This window comes from Oceanobacillus sp. FSL K6-0251 (genome assembly GCF_038004725.1).
In the GTDB taxonomy this organism is placed as follows: domain Bacteria; phylum Bacillota; class Bacilli; order Bacillales; family Amphibacillaceae; genus Oceanobacillus; species Oceanobacillus oncorhynchi.
In genome coordinates this window covers 1,416,637-1,432,348 of record NZ_JBBORS010000001.1, presented here as the reverse complement: position 1 = coordinate 1,432,348, position 15,712 = coordinate 1,416,637, and the positions used below count along the sequence as shown (strand labels likewise).

Genomic DNA, 15,712 nt, shown 5'->3' with positions numbered 1-15,712 from the left:
TAAGCATGGGAAGGATCTTATTTATGAAAAAGCAATTTATTGTCATTGGTCTTGGAAGGTTTGGAATTAGTTTAACCAGAACCCTTATCCAAAATAAACATGAAGTACTCGTGGTAGATAAAGACCTGCACCTAGTTGAAGCCATGTCTGATATCGCTACCCAAGCTATTCAGGGAGATTGTACTGATGAAGATGTATTAACAGAGTTAGGTGTGAAGAATTTCAGTCACGCCATTGTTGCTGTAGGAGAAAACTTGGAAACAAGTATTTTAGCAACCCTGTTGTTAAAAGAATTGGGCGTACCAAAGGTAACAGCAAAAGCAAAAAACGCGACACATGGGAAAATGCTGACAAAGATTGGAGCCGACCAAATCATTTATCCGGAAAGAGATATGGGGATACGACTAGGTAAACAACTGAGTTCGGAAAATTTGATTGACTATATTGAGTTATCTCCTGATTATAATCTAGTAGAAATGAAAGCTCCACCAGCAATGAATGGTCGTACACTTCAACAATTAAGCATCCCTGCAACTTATGGGTGTAACATTATGGCTATTAAACATGGAAAACAAATTAATATAACTCCTAAGGCCGAGGACACTATTCAAACAGGGGATACATTGTTATTAATGGGAAATAATGAAGATATTCGACATATGGAGGAAAAATATGAACGAAAACGGTAAACGTCAATGGAATGTGAGCCCGCCTCAGTTGGTGATGTTAATATTTATATTACTTATCACTATCGGAACTATTCTATTAGCCCTGCCTGTATCCTCTGCTAATGGTATATCCATCGGTTGGAAGGACGCACTTTTTACAGCAACATCTGCTGTTTGCGTAAACGGGTTAGTTGTGATAGATACGGGTTCATCTTTTTCGACTTTTGGGCAAATTACCATTATGATTTTGATTCAAATTGGCGGGCTTGGTTTTATGACTTTAGGGGTAATTATTGCCATCCTGCTGGGTAAAAGGATAGGCTTAAAACAACGATTGGTGATACAACAAACGACTCACTCAAGTTCTAATCAAGGTTTAGTCAAACTCTGTTTATATATTATTCTCATTGCTTTATCGTTTGAAATCATAGCAGCTATCATTTTGACTTTTCGATGGATGGGAGATATGGGACTGGGGCAAGCAATGTATTATGCATTATTTCATTCTGTCTCTGCATTCAATAATGCAGGATTTGCTTTATCTTCAGATAGCCTTAGTGCCTATATTCAAGACCCTATAGTGAATATAATCATTATTACGCTGTTTGTTTCCGGAGGCTTAGGCTATATCGTTATTGTTGAGCTCTTCAGGAAACACTCTTGGCGAAAGTTTTCTTTGCATACAAAAGTAGTACTGATGACCTCCGGACTATTAATGATAAGCGGGTTTTTCTTACTTTTTTTATTAGAAAGCTTTAACTCTGCTACATTTGGAGAATTAAATTTGGGAGAGCGCATATCCGCTGCTTTTTTCCAAAGTGCGACACCAAGAAGTGCCGGCTTTAATACGATTGATATTGGAAGCATGTTATCCTCTTCTCAACTGCTTCTTATTATACTCATGTTCATAGGAGCATCATCTGGGGGGACAGGCGGAGGTATAAAGACAAATACCTTTGTCGTTCTAATATTAGCTACTATCAATACTTTTCGTGGTGGCGGACAAATCCATGTATTCCAGCGCCGAATTGCGATAGATACTGTCATGCGAGCATTAGCTGTTGTCGTGAGTTCGCTTGCCTGTGTCCTCATTGTAGCTTTATTATTAACCATCACAGAAGGAATGCTAGAAGAACATTTTTTAGAGGTATTATTTGAAGCTACTTCAGCATTTAGTACTACTGGCCTTTCGATGGGATTAACAAGCGAATTATCACCAATCGGAAAAATAATTGTCACCATAACAATGTTCGCTGGGCGGTTAGGTCCACTGACTTTAGCGTATGCATTAGCAAAGAAAAAAAGAAACTCTAAAATTGGTTATCCAGAGGATCATATCTTAATCGGATAGAAATTATTAATGATGGAGGTGCAAACATTCCAATCATTCCAATTAGATACTTTTTTTCGCCAACTTCATACGCCATACTTTTGGGGTAGTGTATTCATTACCCTTTTTGTATGTCTGCAAGTTACTTTCTCTACTACTTAGATTTTTTAAATGATAGATAACTTTTTAATAATGGTATCATCGTTGAATTGCAATCCCTATTTTGCAGAGAAGGGATTGCTCGCAAGTATGAAAACATGACAATCAAGTTAAGTTAATATTTACCTTTTGCCTTTTCATTTTATTTTTAGTTAAAGAAGGTAAAGCTTTTTTCTTTCACCTCTTTTTATTTTTTATTTCTTTTGCCCTTGCTTCTAATTCCAATAACTTAATAATACCTAAACCAGTAATCGCCGTTAAGAGAATATCTACTAAACCAGTCGCAACAGAAAGGTATCCAGAAAAATAAAGTATCGTTAAACTTATAATCGCAACAGAAAAGAAATAGATAGCAAAAAATCCTAATTTATCATTCATCACTTACCCCTCCCTCGAAATGGTGTCTACTTTTTTCTGTAAGTGACAGAAAATCGACCTCTATTCTCTCTCTATTCAACTAATATGGCTATCTATGAACAGTTCTCTTTGAATTGATAAATATGCCTTTTGTTAATCATAAGCAAATGGATGCTGGATTCCCGGCAATTAAAATATTATCGGGCACTTCCTTTATGACGACGGAATCCGAAGCAACCCTATATCCATCAGCTTCTCCTATTACACAGTCAATTCTATCAAGTTACCTTCCGGGTCCTCAAAGACACTTTCATAATACCCGTCCCCAGTCACACGCGGGCCATTTACAAGCGGGTAGCCATCCTTTTTTAATCTGGCAGTCATTTGGTCAACGAGCTCTTTGCTGCCCAGCGAAAGGGCAATATGAGCCCAGCCTAGCAGTTCAACAGAAGCGGATTGTTCAATATCTGCTCTGCGCATGATTTCTAAGCGTGCAGACGTATCAAATGTTAGAAAATAGGATTCAAACCCCTTCTTTTCATTATGATACTTCTCACCTGCAACCGCCTGAAAATATGTTTCATAAAATGTCTTCATCTTTTCTAAATCCTTCACCCAAATTGCTACGTGTTCTATTTTCATATTTTTTCTCTCCCTTCGGATGGCCACTCTTAACAAGAAATCCAGTCCGAGACTTTGTAATCCATTTAAATAAGTATGCACCTGCTGGATATTGCTTTGTTCGTCATAAGTGCACTTAATTAATATCATTAAATCCATAATAACAGAATTCGTTCCTCTGCTCTTCCATTCTCTACAACAATTATTATGAATACTTTTATTCTACACTTGCTCGATACGCTTCGTACAGGAGCTGCCAATCATTTTTATCTTTTTTCTGTAATTTCTCTTTGAACGCTACAGGGATTCCCCAAAGCAACAACATTTTTGGGTATGCTCTTTGTCACGACAAATCCGGAACCAATCACACTTCCTTCACCAATAGTTACCCCTGGATTGATTACAACATCCCCCGCTACCCAAACATCATCTTCAATCGTAACAGGCGAGGCATATTCTAGACCAGTATTCCTCCCCTCTCTATCAATGGGATGCAGTGCAGTGTAAATGCTGACTCTCGGACCAATCGCAACATTATGAATCTTGTTTAAGTCTAAAAAAATACAGTTAAAATTGCAGAAAAAGTTATTTCCCACATAAATATGCGCACCATGCTGCAATAAAATGGCGGTTTGACAGTATACTGTTTAGATTGGTTTTATTAATACGCCAACGTCTAATAATCCTCGATCCAGCTTATCAATAATATCCTCACCTGTACCACTGAAAATGCTAAACGTTACTTCAGGATAATCTGCAATAAATTCCTCTAGAATCTCTGATAATATTACCACTGCAATTTTTACTAAAGTTATTTTGAAAGTGTACATAAAAAACTTGGTTGCCATCAAGTCATGAAGCAGCAACCAAGTTTGAACTTATGCAACAAGCATCATTTTTCTCATTTGTTTTCTACATTAATTTTCAAGTGATTCCCGAAGCATTTTTACTTCTTCCATGTTGAGGCTTGTTAATTGAGTGATTTCTTCATCCGAATAGTTTCTCTCTAACAGCTTGGTGGCAAAATTCCGTTCCGCTTCTACCCTGCCTTGCTTTATTCCCTGTTCTTTTCCTACTTCTACTCCTTCCTGTCTACCTTTTTCTATACCTTGTTTCATGCCTTTTTCCATGCCCTTTTTTGTCGCCTCTTCCTCGATTTCTCTAAACAGTCTTCCAAACGTCGGGGTATCTCTCAATTTTTCCATTCTTTAGCCATGCGTAATCAGAAAAAGCATGCAGGAAGCGCATCTGCTTTCTTAGGAATTCTGCCTTATCTATTAGGCGGCATCGCGATCCCTTTTGTGGGGATTGCCGGAGAAAGTACTGCTGTTCCAATGGGGATCACCATGGTGATTGCCAATCTTGGCGGGTTGTTAAGCTATCTGCTATTTGTTCGTAAAAATCCTTCAGCTTAACATGCGAAAAGGCATTCCAGACTAATAAGCTGGAATGCCTTTTTCAGCTGTTCTTATCTTTCACTTCTCTTCCGATTCCATCCATTTTATAACGAGGGATGTCTCCACCAAATTCCGTACAAGACTTCTACAGGAACGACTCGCTTCACAGCAGGACAATTTTTTACTTAACTAGATTGATTTCCTTCCCAATAAGGAGCTGCATATCCATATGGGCTAGAACGAGGAAAATTATCAATCGCCAGACCTGTGATGACTCCGCCCAAAAATGGCACGCCATATTGGAAAACTGGGTTTCCATAATACGGGCCTCCAAAACCTGGTCCTATAAAGCCAGGTCCATAAAAACCCGGGCCGAATCCCGGGCCAAATCCTGGGCCGAAAAATCCCGGTCCCCACGGCCCCGGTCCTCCAAAAAAGAGCCGGGAATCCATCATTCCATGTTGATTATATTGCTGTGCAGAAGGCATATGCGTCTCATCCATATTCATGCTCATTCCTTTCTCTTTTCACATCCACTTTTAATGTATGCATTCACCTAGAAAAGGAATGGGCTTGGATTCTCGTTCTATTTCTCAATTGCTATTTAAATAGAAAGACTATAAACCTTATAATATAGAATCGATAAGGTTTATAGTCTTTCTTTAATTATCTACATGTAACAGCACATTATAGAAATCCTTAAATGCTTAGTGCAAGTACAGATCATCTATAATCTGTTCCTCGCTCCAATCTTCAGGATAGTAAGTCGGCCATTGGTCAACTTCTTCCAAAAGTTCGTCTTTGTCATCTCCCCAATAAATATGGAAATGAGAAGATTTCTGTGGTGCGATGATATGGTCGCTGAACTGAATGTTCTGAGGTGCTTCCTCATCGCCTTCTTCTAATTCAAACAGGAATCGGACACCACGGTTTCCTGCTTCATATTCAAGGATTTCGTAGCCGTCATATGCATAGGTGCCTGAATAGGTTTCGTCCCCTTCATGGAAGGTAAACTCCCCATCTTCTGTGATTTCGATGTTATCTACATCCGTTGCATAACCTGTGTCATAATACTCCTTGTACTCTTCAAATGTCATATCGTCACTTTCTTCAGCTCGATGCTCATATACTTCGTCAAGAGCACCTTCTTCAAAGTAAGGGTAGATGGATTTCCACTCTCCAGCCCAGTCCGAAATATCTCTGTCTTCCACATCTTCATCATCAAAGTAGCCTTCATACACATCGCCATCATGGTCATCAATTACTACGGTGACAGGCTCCGTTTCACTGATGACTTCATGGTCTTCACCATATAATGTTGCCTTTATCTGCTGGTGGTTTACTGCTTCAGATTCGAAAGTTTCTCCATCTCCGCCGTCAGCTTCTTCCCATTCCCCTTCATCGCCGCCTCTGACATACCAATGCCAATGACCGTCTCCTTCATCTTCAGCTGAGACTGCTGTAAGATTTAATGTATCGCCAGTGTGATAATGGGCATTGAATCCTTCAATCTCAGCACCGCCAGCTTCTGCATTTTCTTCGGACTCATGATCATGGTCGTGATTGTGGTCCGCTTCTTCGTCTGCCTCTGAATCCTCTGTTGCTTCTTCTTCTGTAGCTGCTGCTTCTTCCTCCGACCCGGTATCTTCTTCGTCCGCAGTATCTTGACATGCTGCAAGCACCAGTGCCAGAAATAATATTCCTGCAATTCTGAGCAAGTTTTTACTCATGCAAATTCTCCCTTTCTTTATGTAAATAGTAACGATTACGTTTTACATGTTACCATCATATTTGAAAGAATACAATAGGGGAATGAAGATAAATTTTTTACTATTTTAAAAAGCGTTAATTTTAGTAGGTTTATTTTGGGTGATTACGTAATAGAAGGAAGACGGGTAACCACCTATCTCCCTCATTACATTGGATATAGTTTTATTATCTATTAGTCAGACCTTAAAAGGCTTGCCTTAAGTTAGCTTCTAATTACTGTTTTCACAGATTGAGCATTCAACCCTAAATTTAATGTGGGTATTTTGTAAAATCACTAAAAAACTACCAAATTTTTCTTGGTAGTTTTTTGATAAGAATTATATAATCTCACTCATTACTTTCTTTTAGTAATTCTTTTACCCTTGGAATAACCTTTTCCCCGTATAGACGAATCGTCTGGAAACGCTGTTTTTGAAGCTGTCCCCCCACACTATAAGCTAAATTAAATCGCTGCACGAACGATAGACTCCGGAATACCGCCCACACCACCAACAACATCCAGTTTAGGATAGATTTGAACATAAACCAGTGACTGGGCGTGAGATTGCCTTTCTAAGTGACAGGTTCATTTTTAATTAATTCATTAAGAAGCGCAATCTTTTCTTCAAAAAGTTCATTGTAGTCTCTTAAACTATAACCAAAAAGCGGGAAGACCCCGTATAGGCTCCACGTCCGATCATCCGCCCGTTTGATAAAGCATCAATTGTCGCAAAACGCTCGTATATCCTCACTGGGTCATCTGAACTTAGAACCGTTACTCCTGTACCTAACGTAATATTCTTCGTTACCAAAGAAAGAGCAGCTAAAACGGCCTCTGGACTTGAAATAGCATATTCTTCACGGTGATGCTCGCCTAAAGCAATCGCATCTACACCATATTCATCCGCTAATTTTGCTTCTTCCACAATGTTTCGTAATGATTCTTCATAGCTCATCCGTTCTTTTGTCTCATCTTTAATAAGCAATATCACCAAATGTATCCAGTCCAAATTGTAACTGGTCAACATCTATATTCAAAATTTTTATTGAATGAATCAAATCATACGTTTGTATTCATTTGGTTACTAAAGTTAGCATAAATCTAACGTTTCTTTTTGGGAAGAAGGCACTTTATTTAAACCTGGTTACTTTTAGGAAACTATATGAAATACAAGTGATTTACGTATACCCTTAGAAAAGAGAAATGCAAAAAAACTTCTACTATCCCCCGCTGACAGGCAGTCATAGTAGAAGTTCTTTCATTGTACTAGAATCGATACGGAACTTTTTGAATCAGAACTAAAAAAAAGCGCTGCGTATCTTCAAATAATTATTGAACTGTATATCCTCCATCCACAGATATTGATTGACCAATGACATAGGTTGCGGCCGGTGAACATAACCAGTGGACAACGGAAGCAACTTCCTCCGCTTTACCTATACGGCGAATAGGGAGTTGGCTGATTAATTCCTCCATTGCATCACTTTCATTAATTAACATATTTTCAACCATTGGCGTTTCAATGATTCCTGGTAGAACTGCGTTAACACGGATGCCTTTTGAGGCAACTTCTAAGGCAGTACTCTTCGTTAAACCAATCACTCCGTGTTTAGATGCGTGGTATACGGAACGGCCAGGAACACCAACAATTCCTCCCATGGAAGAACAGTTAACAATAGCTCCTTCGCTGCCTTGTTTCTCAAATTGTTTCAATTCATATTTCATGCAAAGTCAAACGCCCTTCGCATTAACATCCATGACATTATCAAAAACGACTTCTTCTAAATCAACGGTGTCTGTCACCGGGTTTTGAATACCAGCATTGTTAAATGCATAATCTAATCTTCCAAATGTATCAACTGTTTTTTCTACCATTGCTTTAACAGCTTCTTCGTCTGAAACATCACATTGGATGGATATCGCCTGATAGCCTGCATCAACTAAGGCTTGTGCTTCTTGTTTAGGTTCGTTTATATCCACTAAGGCTACACTTGCTCCTTCTTTTGCAAACAATTGTGCCGTTGTAAGCCCCATTCCACCTTTTGCTCCAGTTGCCAGTGCTACTTTACCTTTCATCGTTGTCATGAAAACCACTCCTTATGATTTAATGAGAATACGCTTGTACCTCTGCGTTATTTTCTCTTACAAAACAAATGTTAAGCCTTCCAGTCAACTCGAGGTCAAGCGCTTTTATAAAATTTTTTAAATCATATAGTTAATTGAAGCGTTTGACACTCAGAATATATCACGATAACCTAGAGTTATATCGAAGTCTATATTATAAAAAAGAAAGGTGCGTAATGATGAAGACATATTCTATCAGTGAGGCTGCTAAAGAATTGAATCTGACTGTATATACCCTGCGTTACTACGATAAAAAAGGGCTTATGCCTTTTGTAGAACGTACAGCTAGCGGGACAAGAGTGTTTAAAGAATCTGATATCCAAACTTTAAATGTCATTGAATGTCTAAAGGATACAGGGATGCCTATTAAGGAAATTAAAACATTTATTGATTGGATTTCTGAGGGAGATTCTACGTTGCAACAAAGATATGACATGTTTATCGAACGAGAAGCTACGGTAGAAGCACAACTGGAAAAAATGAAAAAGACGATGGAGGTCATCAAGCATAAACGTTGGTATTACAAGACAGCCTTGGAGGCAGGAACGGAAGCTATTCATAAAAAAGATGAAACTGAAATTCCTATGGACTAATGTATGTTCAATCATTTTCGGGAAAGAATGATCCGATGGATTGGCAATCAGGAATGGCTATTGTTTTGAAAAGATATGAATATTTTCAAGCGGTGTTTCTGTTTAATTTTGCATAATCAACACTTGTGCTATTTTTAAAAAAGTTATGGAATATGGTATTCTTTGTCATAAGGACGCCCCTCTGTAGTTTGTATGTTTGTTAACATTCTACGGGAAGGTGTCTTTTTTGTTTTTGTATATTATTGGTTAATCGACACTCGTGAATCTAAAATGCTGACGTGGTAAAACCTCCAACTCACCTCCCGCCTATAATTCTTTGGAGTTTTTGAGGAAGGAGCCCTCTTGGCTGAAACAATAGACTATTCCGTATCTGTTCGTATTTTAATGAATCCTATGGTTTATTGTATCCAACTCCTTTCATTACGGCTAATGGAAGAATACCCCTCCTAACCTGACATCTAGTGTATCAGGATTAAATAATGTTTTTGAAATTTTGGATGTCAAATGAATAAAAGGTGTCAAACGGAATTTCTAACACCTGTCACTTTACGTTTTTTTGAACATCTAGAAATATATTTCCTCAATCTATCAACATATCGGCCTATCGACAAATTTTTTAATAGATTCTAAAATGGTTGAATAACTATAAAGAAGGAGGAATAGCATTATCTTTTCCAAACAAGTAAAACAAGACTTAAAAAAGCTTCTGTTTGTTTCTATTATTTTGGGAATTGCCTTAACAGGTATGACTATTTCCCATCATGCAGTAGAAGCAGCAAACACGCGCATTTATATCGATCCAGGACATGGCGGAGCTGACCCAGGGGCATCAGCGAACGGTTTACAGGAAAAGGATGTAACGCTGGATATCGCATTGAGAACCAGAGACATTTTAAATGAACAGTATAGCAGTCACACGATTAAACTTTCACGGACGTCCGATGTAACCAAGTCATTAGATGCGAGAACAAATGAAGCAAATAATTGGGGAGCTAACTTTTTTGTTTCCATACATATCAATGCAGGTAATTCTACAGGCTATGAATCTTTTACATGGAACGGAAGCTATGAAAATAAGGAGAGAACCAACGCCATAAGAAAAACAATCCATAATGAAACAGTGGAACAAACAGGCTTCACCGATCGCGGAAAAAAAGAAGCCAATTTACATGTCTTACGCGAATCGAGTGCACCAGCTATTTTAACGGAAAATGGGTTTATCGATAATGCAGCAGATGCGGACAAGCTGAAAAATGCTGCATCTATAGAAAAAATAGCACAAGGGCATGCGGATGGAATAGCCAAAGCGCTTGGGTTGCCTGCGAAATAAGGTTTTGTTCGTTTTCGAAATCTTAAGCAGGGTTAGAGCAAGTGGAAAAAATCAAATATGTTTGATGGAAAACGTACCGCTATCTACAGGAAAGATGGCGGTACGTTTTTTCTGTTCTTCAAGTATAGGTTATACACTTTATAGTATGGATACCGTCTTAAGACATGAAGGGGAAAACTTTACGTTCAAAGTTAATTATTTCCTCATGTTTGTATTTAAACGCCATATTATCTGTATCTTTGAGAATAAAATTTAGGAAAAAGAGACAAAAATAAGATTGCCGGTACTTAGGCTCAAACGTTAAATGGAAAATAGCAAAAAGACTCGTTAATCCTTCATCAAAATCCCCTGCGATATACCTCCTATAATAGGAATAATTATGGTGTACATCTAATTCGTTCCAAATAAATTTGAAAAAATCATAGAAGAAAACATATTTGCCTGCAGTTTCCCAGTCGATATACCATAAAGTTTTTTCCCCTGCTTCATCAGTTAAAAGAATGTTATCAGACCACAAATCGCCGTGTAAGTTGATAAACGGCAAATTTAGAGAAAGCAATTCTGGGGAAACTTTTTCTATTATTTTCTCAAACTGATGGATATGCTTCCCATTTGAACTTGTGTTCAATAAGCGGTTCAACGTTTGATAATCAACCTTTGAATGAAGCGTTAGATAATTGAAATAACTACGATAATCATCATATATTTTTTTCAAAATGAAAGCTTCATCGTTATCTGTTTTATCTTCAAAATGAACGAATTCTTCCTTCAACATGTTGTGCTTGGCGTCTTGATTGATTAATGAGGGGATACGGAAGAAAGGTGAAAAATAAGTATAGTTTGCGATTTTCATTTGATAACTTTCTTTATTGGTACAAATGACAAGTACCTCATCATCTGAAAAAATTTTGATATCGCCATTAATACAGAACCATAAGATACTTCCATTGAAATACTTCAGCCTGGAATCTCCTATTTCCAGTGAAAGTTGATCCTCATTTTTTGTATTTTTAAGGTTATTAACCATAGGATGAGCAGTTTTTGTTGTATTAAAAACAGTTCTAAGATCTTTATCCAACGTATACAGCCCGTTCTCTAAGTAAGCACTCCATTCTATTACTTGGTCTTTTTTCGCCTGGACTTCTTTAATGTATTTTTTAAATTCTTTTGTCATCCGCTACCTCCTAACCTTTCATACTCAGATTCATTGTAATACAGCTCTCTCAGACATTTCATCAAAACAATTTCTTATTTTATTGTATAAATAGACCATTTGACTTTTATACCTATTTTCTGTCTCTGTTGCGCAACAATTACGCCCGATTCTTGCTGCTCTCACTATATTTTGTTAAATATTCAGATTTTATCGCTTTTAACTTTTAAAAACTCCTCAAAATCCAGAATTTTATCCTCTTCTTGTTCAGGTGTTTCATCAATAATTTTAAGTAACCGATCCTTAGCTGTATTCATCACCACTTTCATGAATATTTTATCTCTTCTTGTTTCATTACACTATTATATATTCATGTTTCCAACATTGGTATATAGTCGCGGTTATTTGTTTCATCATTTGAACATTTATAGTTATACAGACAATGAATGGCTGCAACTCCTTGAAAGTAAGGAAGTTTTACAGCCTTTTGTAATTATTTATATCAATATATAAAGGAATACACTTCAAGCATGAGGTTGTATCTATGCTTTTATCATATATTAAGCTATAATAGCCACATACTAGCATGTGAAAGGGAGTAAATCAGCTTGACTATAAAGGCAGTTATTCCTTTGTTATCCCGTTAATTGTGGAGTACTCTCGGCTACACACCATTTGAGAAGGAGAAGCATATGGCAGAATTACTAAAAAACAAGTATAATTACGAGTCCGTTCACGAGCTGGCTTTAAGTATTCGGTCTGTATATCATTCGTTTCAGATTGATGATTTTGTCAACGACATTATGGACGAAAGATGGAATGAATTAGGATTGAAAGCACGTATGCGGCAAATTGCAATAAATTTAGGAAAGTATTTGCCAGCCGATTATGAACAGGCGCTTGATATCCTTGATGAAGTCATTGCGGGTTATCCTGCAGGATTTAACGACTTTTCTTTCATGTATTTACCAGATTTTGTTGAAGTCTATGGGCAGGATGAACGCCATTGGGATCTGTCAATTGCTGCGTTAGAAAGATATACCTCATCCTCCTCTTCTGAATTTGCCGTGAGACCTTTTATCATAAACCATGAAGAGCGTATGATGTCCCAGATGGCTGCCTGGGCCAGGCATGACAATGAGCATGTCCGGCGGCTTGCCAGTGAGGGTTGCCGCCCTCAACTGCCATGGGGACAAGCATTAATCAGTTTCAAAAAAGACCCATCGCCAGTTCTTGGTATTTTAGAACAGCTTAAAGCTGATCCATCACTGTATGTCCGTAAAAGCGTGGCCAATAACCTAAACGATATTTCCAAAACACATCCTGACCTGGTTGTAGAAATTGCCAAGGATTGGTACGGTCAAAACGAGCATACGGATTGGATTGTAAAGCACGGGTGCAGGACACTTCTTAAAAAGGGCAACAGGGATGTATTGACCATCTTTGGATTTGCAGATGCCGATTACGTGGATGTTGACGCCTTTACGCTAGATGCTACGTCTATTTCCATTGGCGGGAATATGGTCTTTTCTTTTAAGATTGAGGCAAAAAAAGCAACCAAGGTTCGGCTGGAATATGGCATTGATTATGTAAAAGCAAACGGGAAGCGAAACCGTAAAATATTCCAAATATCCGAGCTTTCTTTAAAGAAAAACGAAACGAAGACTTACACAAAAAAACATTCTTTTGCAAATCTAAGCACAAGGAAGCATTATACAGGCATCCATTCGGTTACGCTTATTGTGAACGGCGTCGAGCAGTATACGCTGGATTTTGAATTGTTAGCTGCTAAATAGGCTAATCTTGGATTCCGTTTTAGCGGCTTTATCATTTTCAATATGTACTGCTTCTATTCATGTTACTTCACTTTTTATAAAAATATAATAAAAGGCTATAAATCCTTGTAAAGAAAAGGTTTATAGCCCTTTATTATCATTCAATATCTCGACAATACAATATAGTGCAATACCGTTGATATCATGCGGTCTGTAAAAAATAAAAAGCCTTTCTATGAAAGAAAGACTTTTTATCAATTATAAATTATTACTTAACAACGTTAGTTGCTTGTGGTCCACGGTTACCTTCTTCGATGTCGAAAGTAACTGCTTGACCTTCTTCTAATGTTTTAAAACCTTCGCCTTGAATTGCTGAGAAGTGCACGAATACGTCGTCTCCACCTTCAACTTCGATAAATCCAAAACCTTTATCTGCGTTAAACCATTTTACTGAACCTGTGTTCATATGAAATTCCTCCATTGTGCATAATGCACACATTTATTACTTTGGTTGTTCTGATAATAATTCAAGACGATGATATAAATTGTAAAGTTATGACATAAATCCTGTATTGCTAGCACGAACAATTAAGTTATTTATAATATAACACATGTCACTCAAAAAAGATACCATTCTATATATATTTTAAAGACGGTCTTCTTGTGATACAGCCTATACATCAGCAGTAAATTCATTAATTTATTCACTCGACATAAAAATAGGTTAATTTTTATTATTAGACGGTAAAGTTTGCATAAGTTCAAAGAAATATTTAGAATCGCCAGTATTAAAATAGTTATACCAAGATTCTAATGTGTTTGATTTAAAAACATCTAAGCACTCAATGATTTGTTTCGTCCATAGTAAAGCTTCAGTGGAACCAGCAGTAATAAGGTTATTAGATGCAATAGATGGTTGATCTATATAAAAATCTTTCCCTTTATAATCAGAACAAACTATTTCAAGGAATCCTGGACCATTGCTAGTATGGGGGTGATTATCTAATATTCCCAAATTTGCAAGTGCCGCAGTAGCTCCACAGATTGCACATACTGTAGCACCTGCAGTGAGCAGCTCGCTTGCTTTTACGAGAATAGTTTCATGCTTTGGATCATTCCATGTATCTGCACCTGGTAATAACAGCATGTTTGTTTCACTTACCATAATGTCATCAATGAAGCAGTCAGGAACTATTGTCATTCCGCCCATTGTACGGATGGGTTGTTTAGAGTAACTGACTGTTTTAATCAATACTTGATTCGCATCTTCTTTGAAAAATCTCCTGGAATTCAACTCCGCTGTAACATATCCCAGTTCCCAGTCTGCTAAAGTATCAAGTACATAAATATAAATTATTTTCATCATTTTCCTCCATTTGATTGTAATAAATTTACTGTTTGATTATTATTATACTTATCTATTGTTGACAACAATATGGCAACAATCTAGAATGAAGAAATATTTTTCCTGAAAGGTGGTTAACAGATGAAGGTTAGCAGGCTTGTTAGCATTATTATGATACTGCTCGATAAACAACGGATAGGCGCACAGGAGTTAGCAAATATGTTTGAAGTTTCAACACGCACAATCTACCGTGATATAGATGCCATCAACATGGCAGGTATTCCAGTTCGCTCAACATCAGGAGTAGGAGGTGGCTTTGAAATTATGAAAAACTACAAAATGGATAGTACGGTTTTTTCTACTGCTGATATTTCTACTATTTTGACAGGACTTTCCAGTCTCTCCAATATGATACAAAGTGACGAACTGATAAACGCCCTTGCAAAAGTAAAAAGTTTTATCCCAGCGGATAGAGTTGACGAGATTCAATTAAAAACGGATCAAATACATATCGATTTAAGTCAGTGGATAGGTTATAGGAATGTACAATCCTATTTAGAAATCTTAAAAATAGCTTTGCAAGAAAACAAACTGCTTTCGTTTGAATATGCCGACCGTCATGGAAACAGCACGGAACGAGAAGCTGAAGCCTGTCAAATTGTATTAAAGGGTAATCATTGGTATTTTCAAGGCTACTGTTATAAAAGAAATGATTTTCGTCTGTTCAAATTAGCTCGTATATCAAACCTAAAATTAGAAGAGATCTTCTTTACGCCACGAGATTATCAAAAACCACTATTGGATTTCACTGATATTTTGGCAACGATACAAACAAAAATCAAACTTCGTATTCATAAATCTATCATGGATAGAGCACTTGATTATTGTAAATATGAAGATTTTTCACCAGACGGTGATGAGTACTACATTGTTACTTTCCCTTTTGTAGAAAATGACTATTATTACAATATCCTTTTAAGTTTTGGTGATAAATGTGAATGTTTAGAGCCTTTACATATCCGAACAGAATTGAAACGGAAAATACATGTTCTAGCTAATTTATATGAAAATTAAATCAAGCATTTCAATTTTATCCTTATATTGTTCTAG

General features: G+C 37.2%; 20 protein-coding genes and 1 pseudogene. 7 read left to right on the top strand and 14 right to left on the bottom strand.

Features of this window, described 5'->3' with window-relative positions; translation table 11 throughout:
• Positions 1–23: 23 nt before the first annotated feature.
• Positions 24–689: a potassium channel family protein gene (locus MKY45_RS07375; protein ID WP_212929588.1), complete on the top strand. Its 666-nt coding sequence runs from the start codon at positions 24–26 to the stop codon at positions 687–689.
• Positions 673–2,019, top strand: a complete 1,347-nt coding sequence (locus MKY45_RS07370; RefSeq protein ID WP_212929589.1) for a TrkH family potassium uptake protein — start codon at positions 673–675, stop codon at positions 2,017–2,019. The genes MKY45_RS07375 and MKY45_RS07370 overlap by 17 nt, the downstream gene beginning before the upstream one ends.
• A gap of 315 nt (positions 2,020–2,334) precedes the next feature.
• Here MKY45_RS07370 and MKY45_RS07365 read toward each other — a convergent pair whose 3' ends face one another.
• From MKY45_RS07365 to MKY45_RS07345, 5 genes are all read right to left on the bottom strand, one after another.
• Positions 2,335–2,535, bottom strand: coding sequence for a hypothetical protein (locus MKY45_RS07365; protein ID WP_212929590.1), 201 nt, complete (start codon positions 2,533–2,535; stop codon positions 2,335–2,337).
• Positions 2,536–2,775: 240 nt separating this feature from the next.
• Positions 2,776–3,156, bottom strand: a complete 381-nt coding sequence (locus MKY45_RS07360; RefSeq protein WP_212929591.1) for a VOC family protein — start codon at positions 3,154–3,156, stop codon at positions 2,776–2,778.
• A 245-nt stretch (positions 3,157–3,401) separates the two neighbouring features.
• Positions 3,402–3,731: a DapH/DapD/GlmU-related protein gene (locus tag MKY45_RS07355; protein ID WP_246529058.1), complete on the bottom strand. Its 330-nt coding sequence runs from the start codon at positions 3,729–3,731 to the stop codon at positions 3,402–3,404.
• A gap of 51 nt (positions 3,732–3,782) precedes the next feature.
• On the bottom strand, positions 3,783–3,929 hold the full coding sequence (locus MKY45_RS07350) for a LysR substrate-binding domain-containing protein (RefSeq protein WP_246529059.1): 147 nt from the start codon (positions 3,927–3,929) through the stop codon (positions 3,783–3,785).
• Positions 3,930–4,052: 123 nt separating this feature from the next.
• Positions 4,053–4,340: a hypothetical protein gene (locus MKY45_RS07345; RefSeq protein WP_212929592.1), complete on the bottom strand. Its 288-nt coding sequence runs from the start codon at positions 4,338–4,340 to the stop codon at positions 4,053–4,055.
• A gap of 9 nt (positions 4,341–4,349) precedes the next feature.
• Between MKY45_RS07345 and MKY45_RS07340 the strand changes: the two genes are divergently transcribed.
• On the top strand, positions 4,350–4,550 hold the full coding sequence (locus tag MKY45_RS07340) for a hypothetical protein (RefSeq protein WP_332094236.1): 201 nt from the start codon (positions 4,350–4,352) through the stop codon (positions 4,548–4,550).
• 167 nt (positions 4,551–4,717) lie between these two features.
• Here the strand turns inward: MKY45_RS07340 and MKY45_RS07335 are convergent, their stop codons facing one another.
• From MKY45_RS07335 to MKY45_RS07315, 5 genes and pseudogenes are all read right to left on the bottom strand, one after another.
• Positions 4,718–5,047 carry a hypothetical protein gene (locus MKY45_RS07335; RefSeq protein ID WP_212929593.1) on the bottom strand — a complete coding sequence of 110 codons (330 nt, stop codon included), beginning with the start codon at positions 5,045–5,047 and terminating at the stop codon, positions 4,718–4,720.
• Positions 5,048–5,239: 192 nt separating this feature from the next.
• Positions 5,240–6,262 carry a ZinT family metal-binding protein gene (locus MKY45_RS07330; protein ID WP_212929594.1) on the bottom strand — a complete coding sequence of 341 codons (1,023 nt, stop codon included), beginning with the start codon at positions 6,260–6,262 and terminating at the stop codon, positions 5,240–5,242.
• A gap of 367 nt (positions 6,263–6,629) precedes the next feature.
• Entirely contained in the window at positions 6,630–6,758 is a 129-nt protein-coding gene (locus MKY45_RS07325) for a hypothetical protein (protein ID WP_256705946.1), read from the bottom strand.
• 170 nt (positions 6,759–6,928) lie between these two features.
• On the bottom strand, positions 6,929–7,273 hold the full coding sequence (locus MKY45_RS07320; RefSeq protein WP_256705945.1) for an LLM class flavin-dependent oxidoreductase: 345 nt from the start codon (positions 7,271–7,273) through the stop codon (positions 6,929–6,931).
• A 338-nt stretch (positions 7,274–7,611) separates the two neighbouring features.
• Positions 7,612–8,358, bottom strand: a pseudogene (locus MKY45_RS07315) (SDR family NAD(P)-dependent oxidoreductase).
• A gap of 227 nt (positions 8,359–8,585) precedes the next feature.
• On the opposite strand from MKY45_RS07315, the gene MKY45_RS07310 reads away from it, so the two are divergent.
• Together MKY45_RS07310 and MKY45_RS07305 are read left to right on the top strand one after the other, a co-directional pair.
• Positions 8,586–8,999, top strand: a complete 414-nt coding sequence (locus MKY45_RS07310) for a MerR family transcriptional regulator (protein ID WP_341173474.1) — start codon at positions 8,586–8,588, stop codon at positions 8,997–8,999.
• Positions 9,000–9,744: 745 nt separating this feature from the next.
• Entirely contained in the window at positions 9,745–10,329 is a 585-nt protein-coding gene (locus MKY45_RS07305) for an N-acetylmuramoyl-L-alanine amidase family protein (RefSeq protein ID WP_256705944.1), read from the top strand.
• A gap of 157 nt (positions 10,330–10,486) precedes the next feature.
• Here MKY45_RS07305 and MKY45_RS07300 read toward each other — a convergent pair whose 3' ends face one another.
• Entirely contained in the window at positions 10,487–11,503 is a 1,017-nt protein-coding gene (locus MKY45_RS07300; protein WP_256705943.1) for a phosphotransferase, read from the bottom strand.
• Between the two features lie 182 nt (positions 11,504–11,685).
• Complete coding sequence (locus MKY45_RS07295) at positions 11,686–11,811, bottom strand: hypothetical protein (protein WP_256705942.1); 126 nt, start codon at positions 11,809–11,811, stop codon at positions 11,686–11,688.
• Positions 11,812–12,174: 363 nt separating this feature from the next.
• On the opposite strand from MKY45_RS07295, the gene MKY45_RS07290 reads away from it, so the two are divergent.
• Positions 12,175–13,278, top strand: a complete 1,104-nt coding sequence (locus MKY45_RS07290; protein WP_256705941.1) for a DNA alkylation repair protein — start codon at positions 12,175–12,177, stop codon at positions 13,276–13,278.
• 247 nt (positions 13,279–13,525) lie between these two features.
• Here MKY45_RS07290 and MKY45_RS07285 read toward each other — a convergent pair whose 3' ends face one another.
• Positions 13,526–13,723, bottom strand: coding sequence for a cold-shock protein (locus MKY45_RS07285; protein WP_042532689.1), 198 nt, complete (start codon positions 13,721–13,723; stop codon positions 13,526–13,528).
• Between the two features lie 258 nt (positions 13,724–13,981).
• Positions 13,982–14,620, bottom strand: a complete 639-nt coding sequence (locus tag MKY45_RS07280) for a type 1 glutamine amidotransferase family protein (protein WP_341173473.1) — start codon at positions 14,618–14,620, stop codon at positions 13,982–13,984.
• Positions 14,621–14,743: 123 nt separating this feature from the next.
• Here MKY45_RS07280 and MKY45_RS07275 point away from each other — a divergent pair, with 123 nt between their 5' ends.
• Complete coding sequence (locus MKY45_RS07275; RefSeq protein WP_212929579.1) at positions 14,744–15,676, top strand: helix-turn-helix transcriptional regulator; 933 nt, start codon at positions 14,744–14,746, stop codon at positions 15,674–15,676.
• Positions 15,677–15,712: the final 36 nt, after the last annotated feature.

Coding starts and splice junctions, on each gene's coding strand:
- MKY45_RS07375 (WP_212929588.1), top strand. CDS start 24: ATGAAAAAGCAATTTATTGTCATTGGTCTTGGAAGGTTTGGAATTAGT.
- MKY45_RS07370 (WP_212929589.1), top strand. CDS start 673: ATGAACGAAAACGGTAAACGTCAATGGAATGTGAGCCCGCCTCAGTTG.
- MKY45_RS07365 (WP_212929590.1), bottom strand. CDS start 2,535: ATGAATGATAAATTAGGATTTTTTGCTATCTATTTCTTTTCTGTTGCG.
- MKY45_RS07360 (WP_212929591.1), bottom strand. CDS start 3,156: ATGAAAATAGAACACGTAGCAATTTGGGTGAAGGATTTAGAAAAGATG.
- MKY45_RS07345 (WP_212929592.1), bottom strand. CDS start 4,340: ATGGAAAAATTGAGAGATACCCCGACGTTTGGAAGACTGTTTAGAGAA.
- MKY45_RS07340 (WP_332094236.1), top strand. CDS start 4,350: ATGCGTAATCAGAAAAAGCATGCAGGAAGCGCATCTGCTTTCTTAGGA.
- MKY45_RS07335 (WP_212929593.1), bottom strand. CDS start 5,047: ATGAGCATGAATATGGATGAGACGCATATGCCTTCTGCACAGCAATAT.
- MKY45_RS07330 (WP_212929594.1), bottom strand. CDS start 6,262: ATGAGTAAAAACTTGCTCAGAATTGCAGGAATATTATTTCTGGCACTG.
- MKY45_RS07310 (WP_341173474.1), top strand. CDS start 8,586: ATGAAGACATATTCTATCAGTGAGGCTGCTAAAGAATTGAATCTGACT.
- MKY45_RS07305 (WP_256705944.1), top strand. CDS start 9,745: ATGACTATTTCCCATCATGCAGTAGAAGCAGCAAACACGCGCATTTAT.
- MKY45_RS07300 (WP_256705943.1), bottom strand. CDS start 11,503: ATGACAAAAGAATTTAAAAAATACATTAAAGAAGTCCAGGCGAAAAAA.
- MKY45_RS07295 (WP_256705942.1), bottom strand. CDS start 11,811: ATGAAAGTGGTGATGAATACAGCTAAGGATCGGTTACTTAAAATTATT.
- MKY45_RS07290 (WP_256705941.1), top strand. CDS start 12,175: ATGGCAGAATTACTAAAAAACAAGTATAATTACGAGTCCGTTCACGAG.
- MKY45_RS07285 (WP_042532689.1), bottom strand. CDS start 13,723: ATGAACACAGGTTCAGTAAAATGGTTTAACGCAGATAAAGGTTTTGGA.
- MKY45_RS07280 (WP_341173473.1), bottom strand. CDS start 14,620: ATGAAAATAATTTATATTTATGTACTTGATACTTTAGCAGACTGGGAA.
- MKY45_RS07275 (WP_212929579.1), top strand. CDS start 14,744: ATGAAGGTTAGCAGGCTTGTTAGCATTATTATGATACTGCTCGATAAA.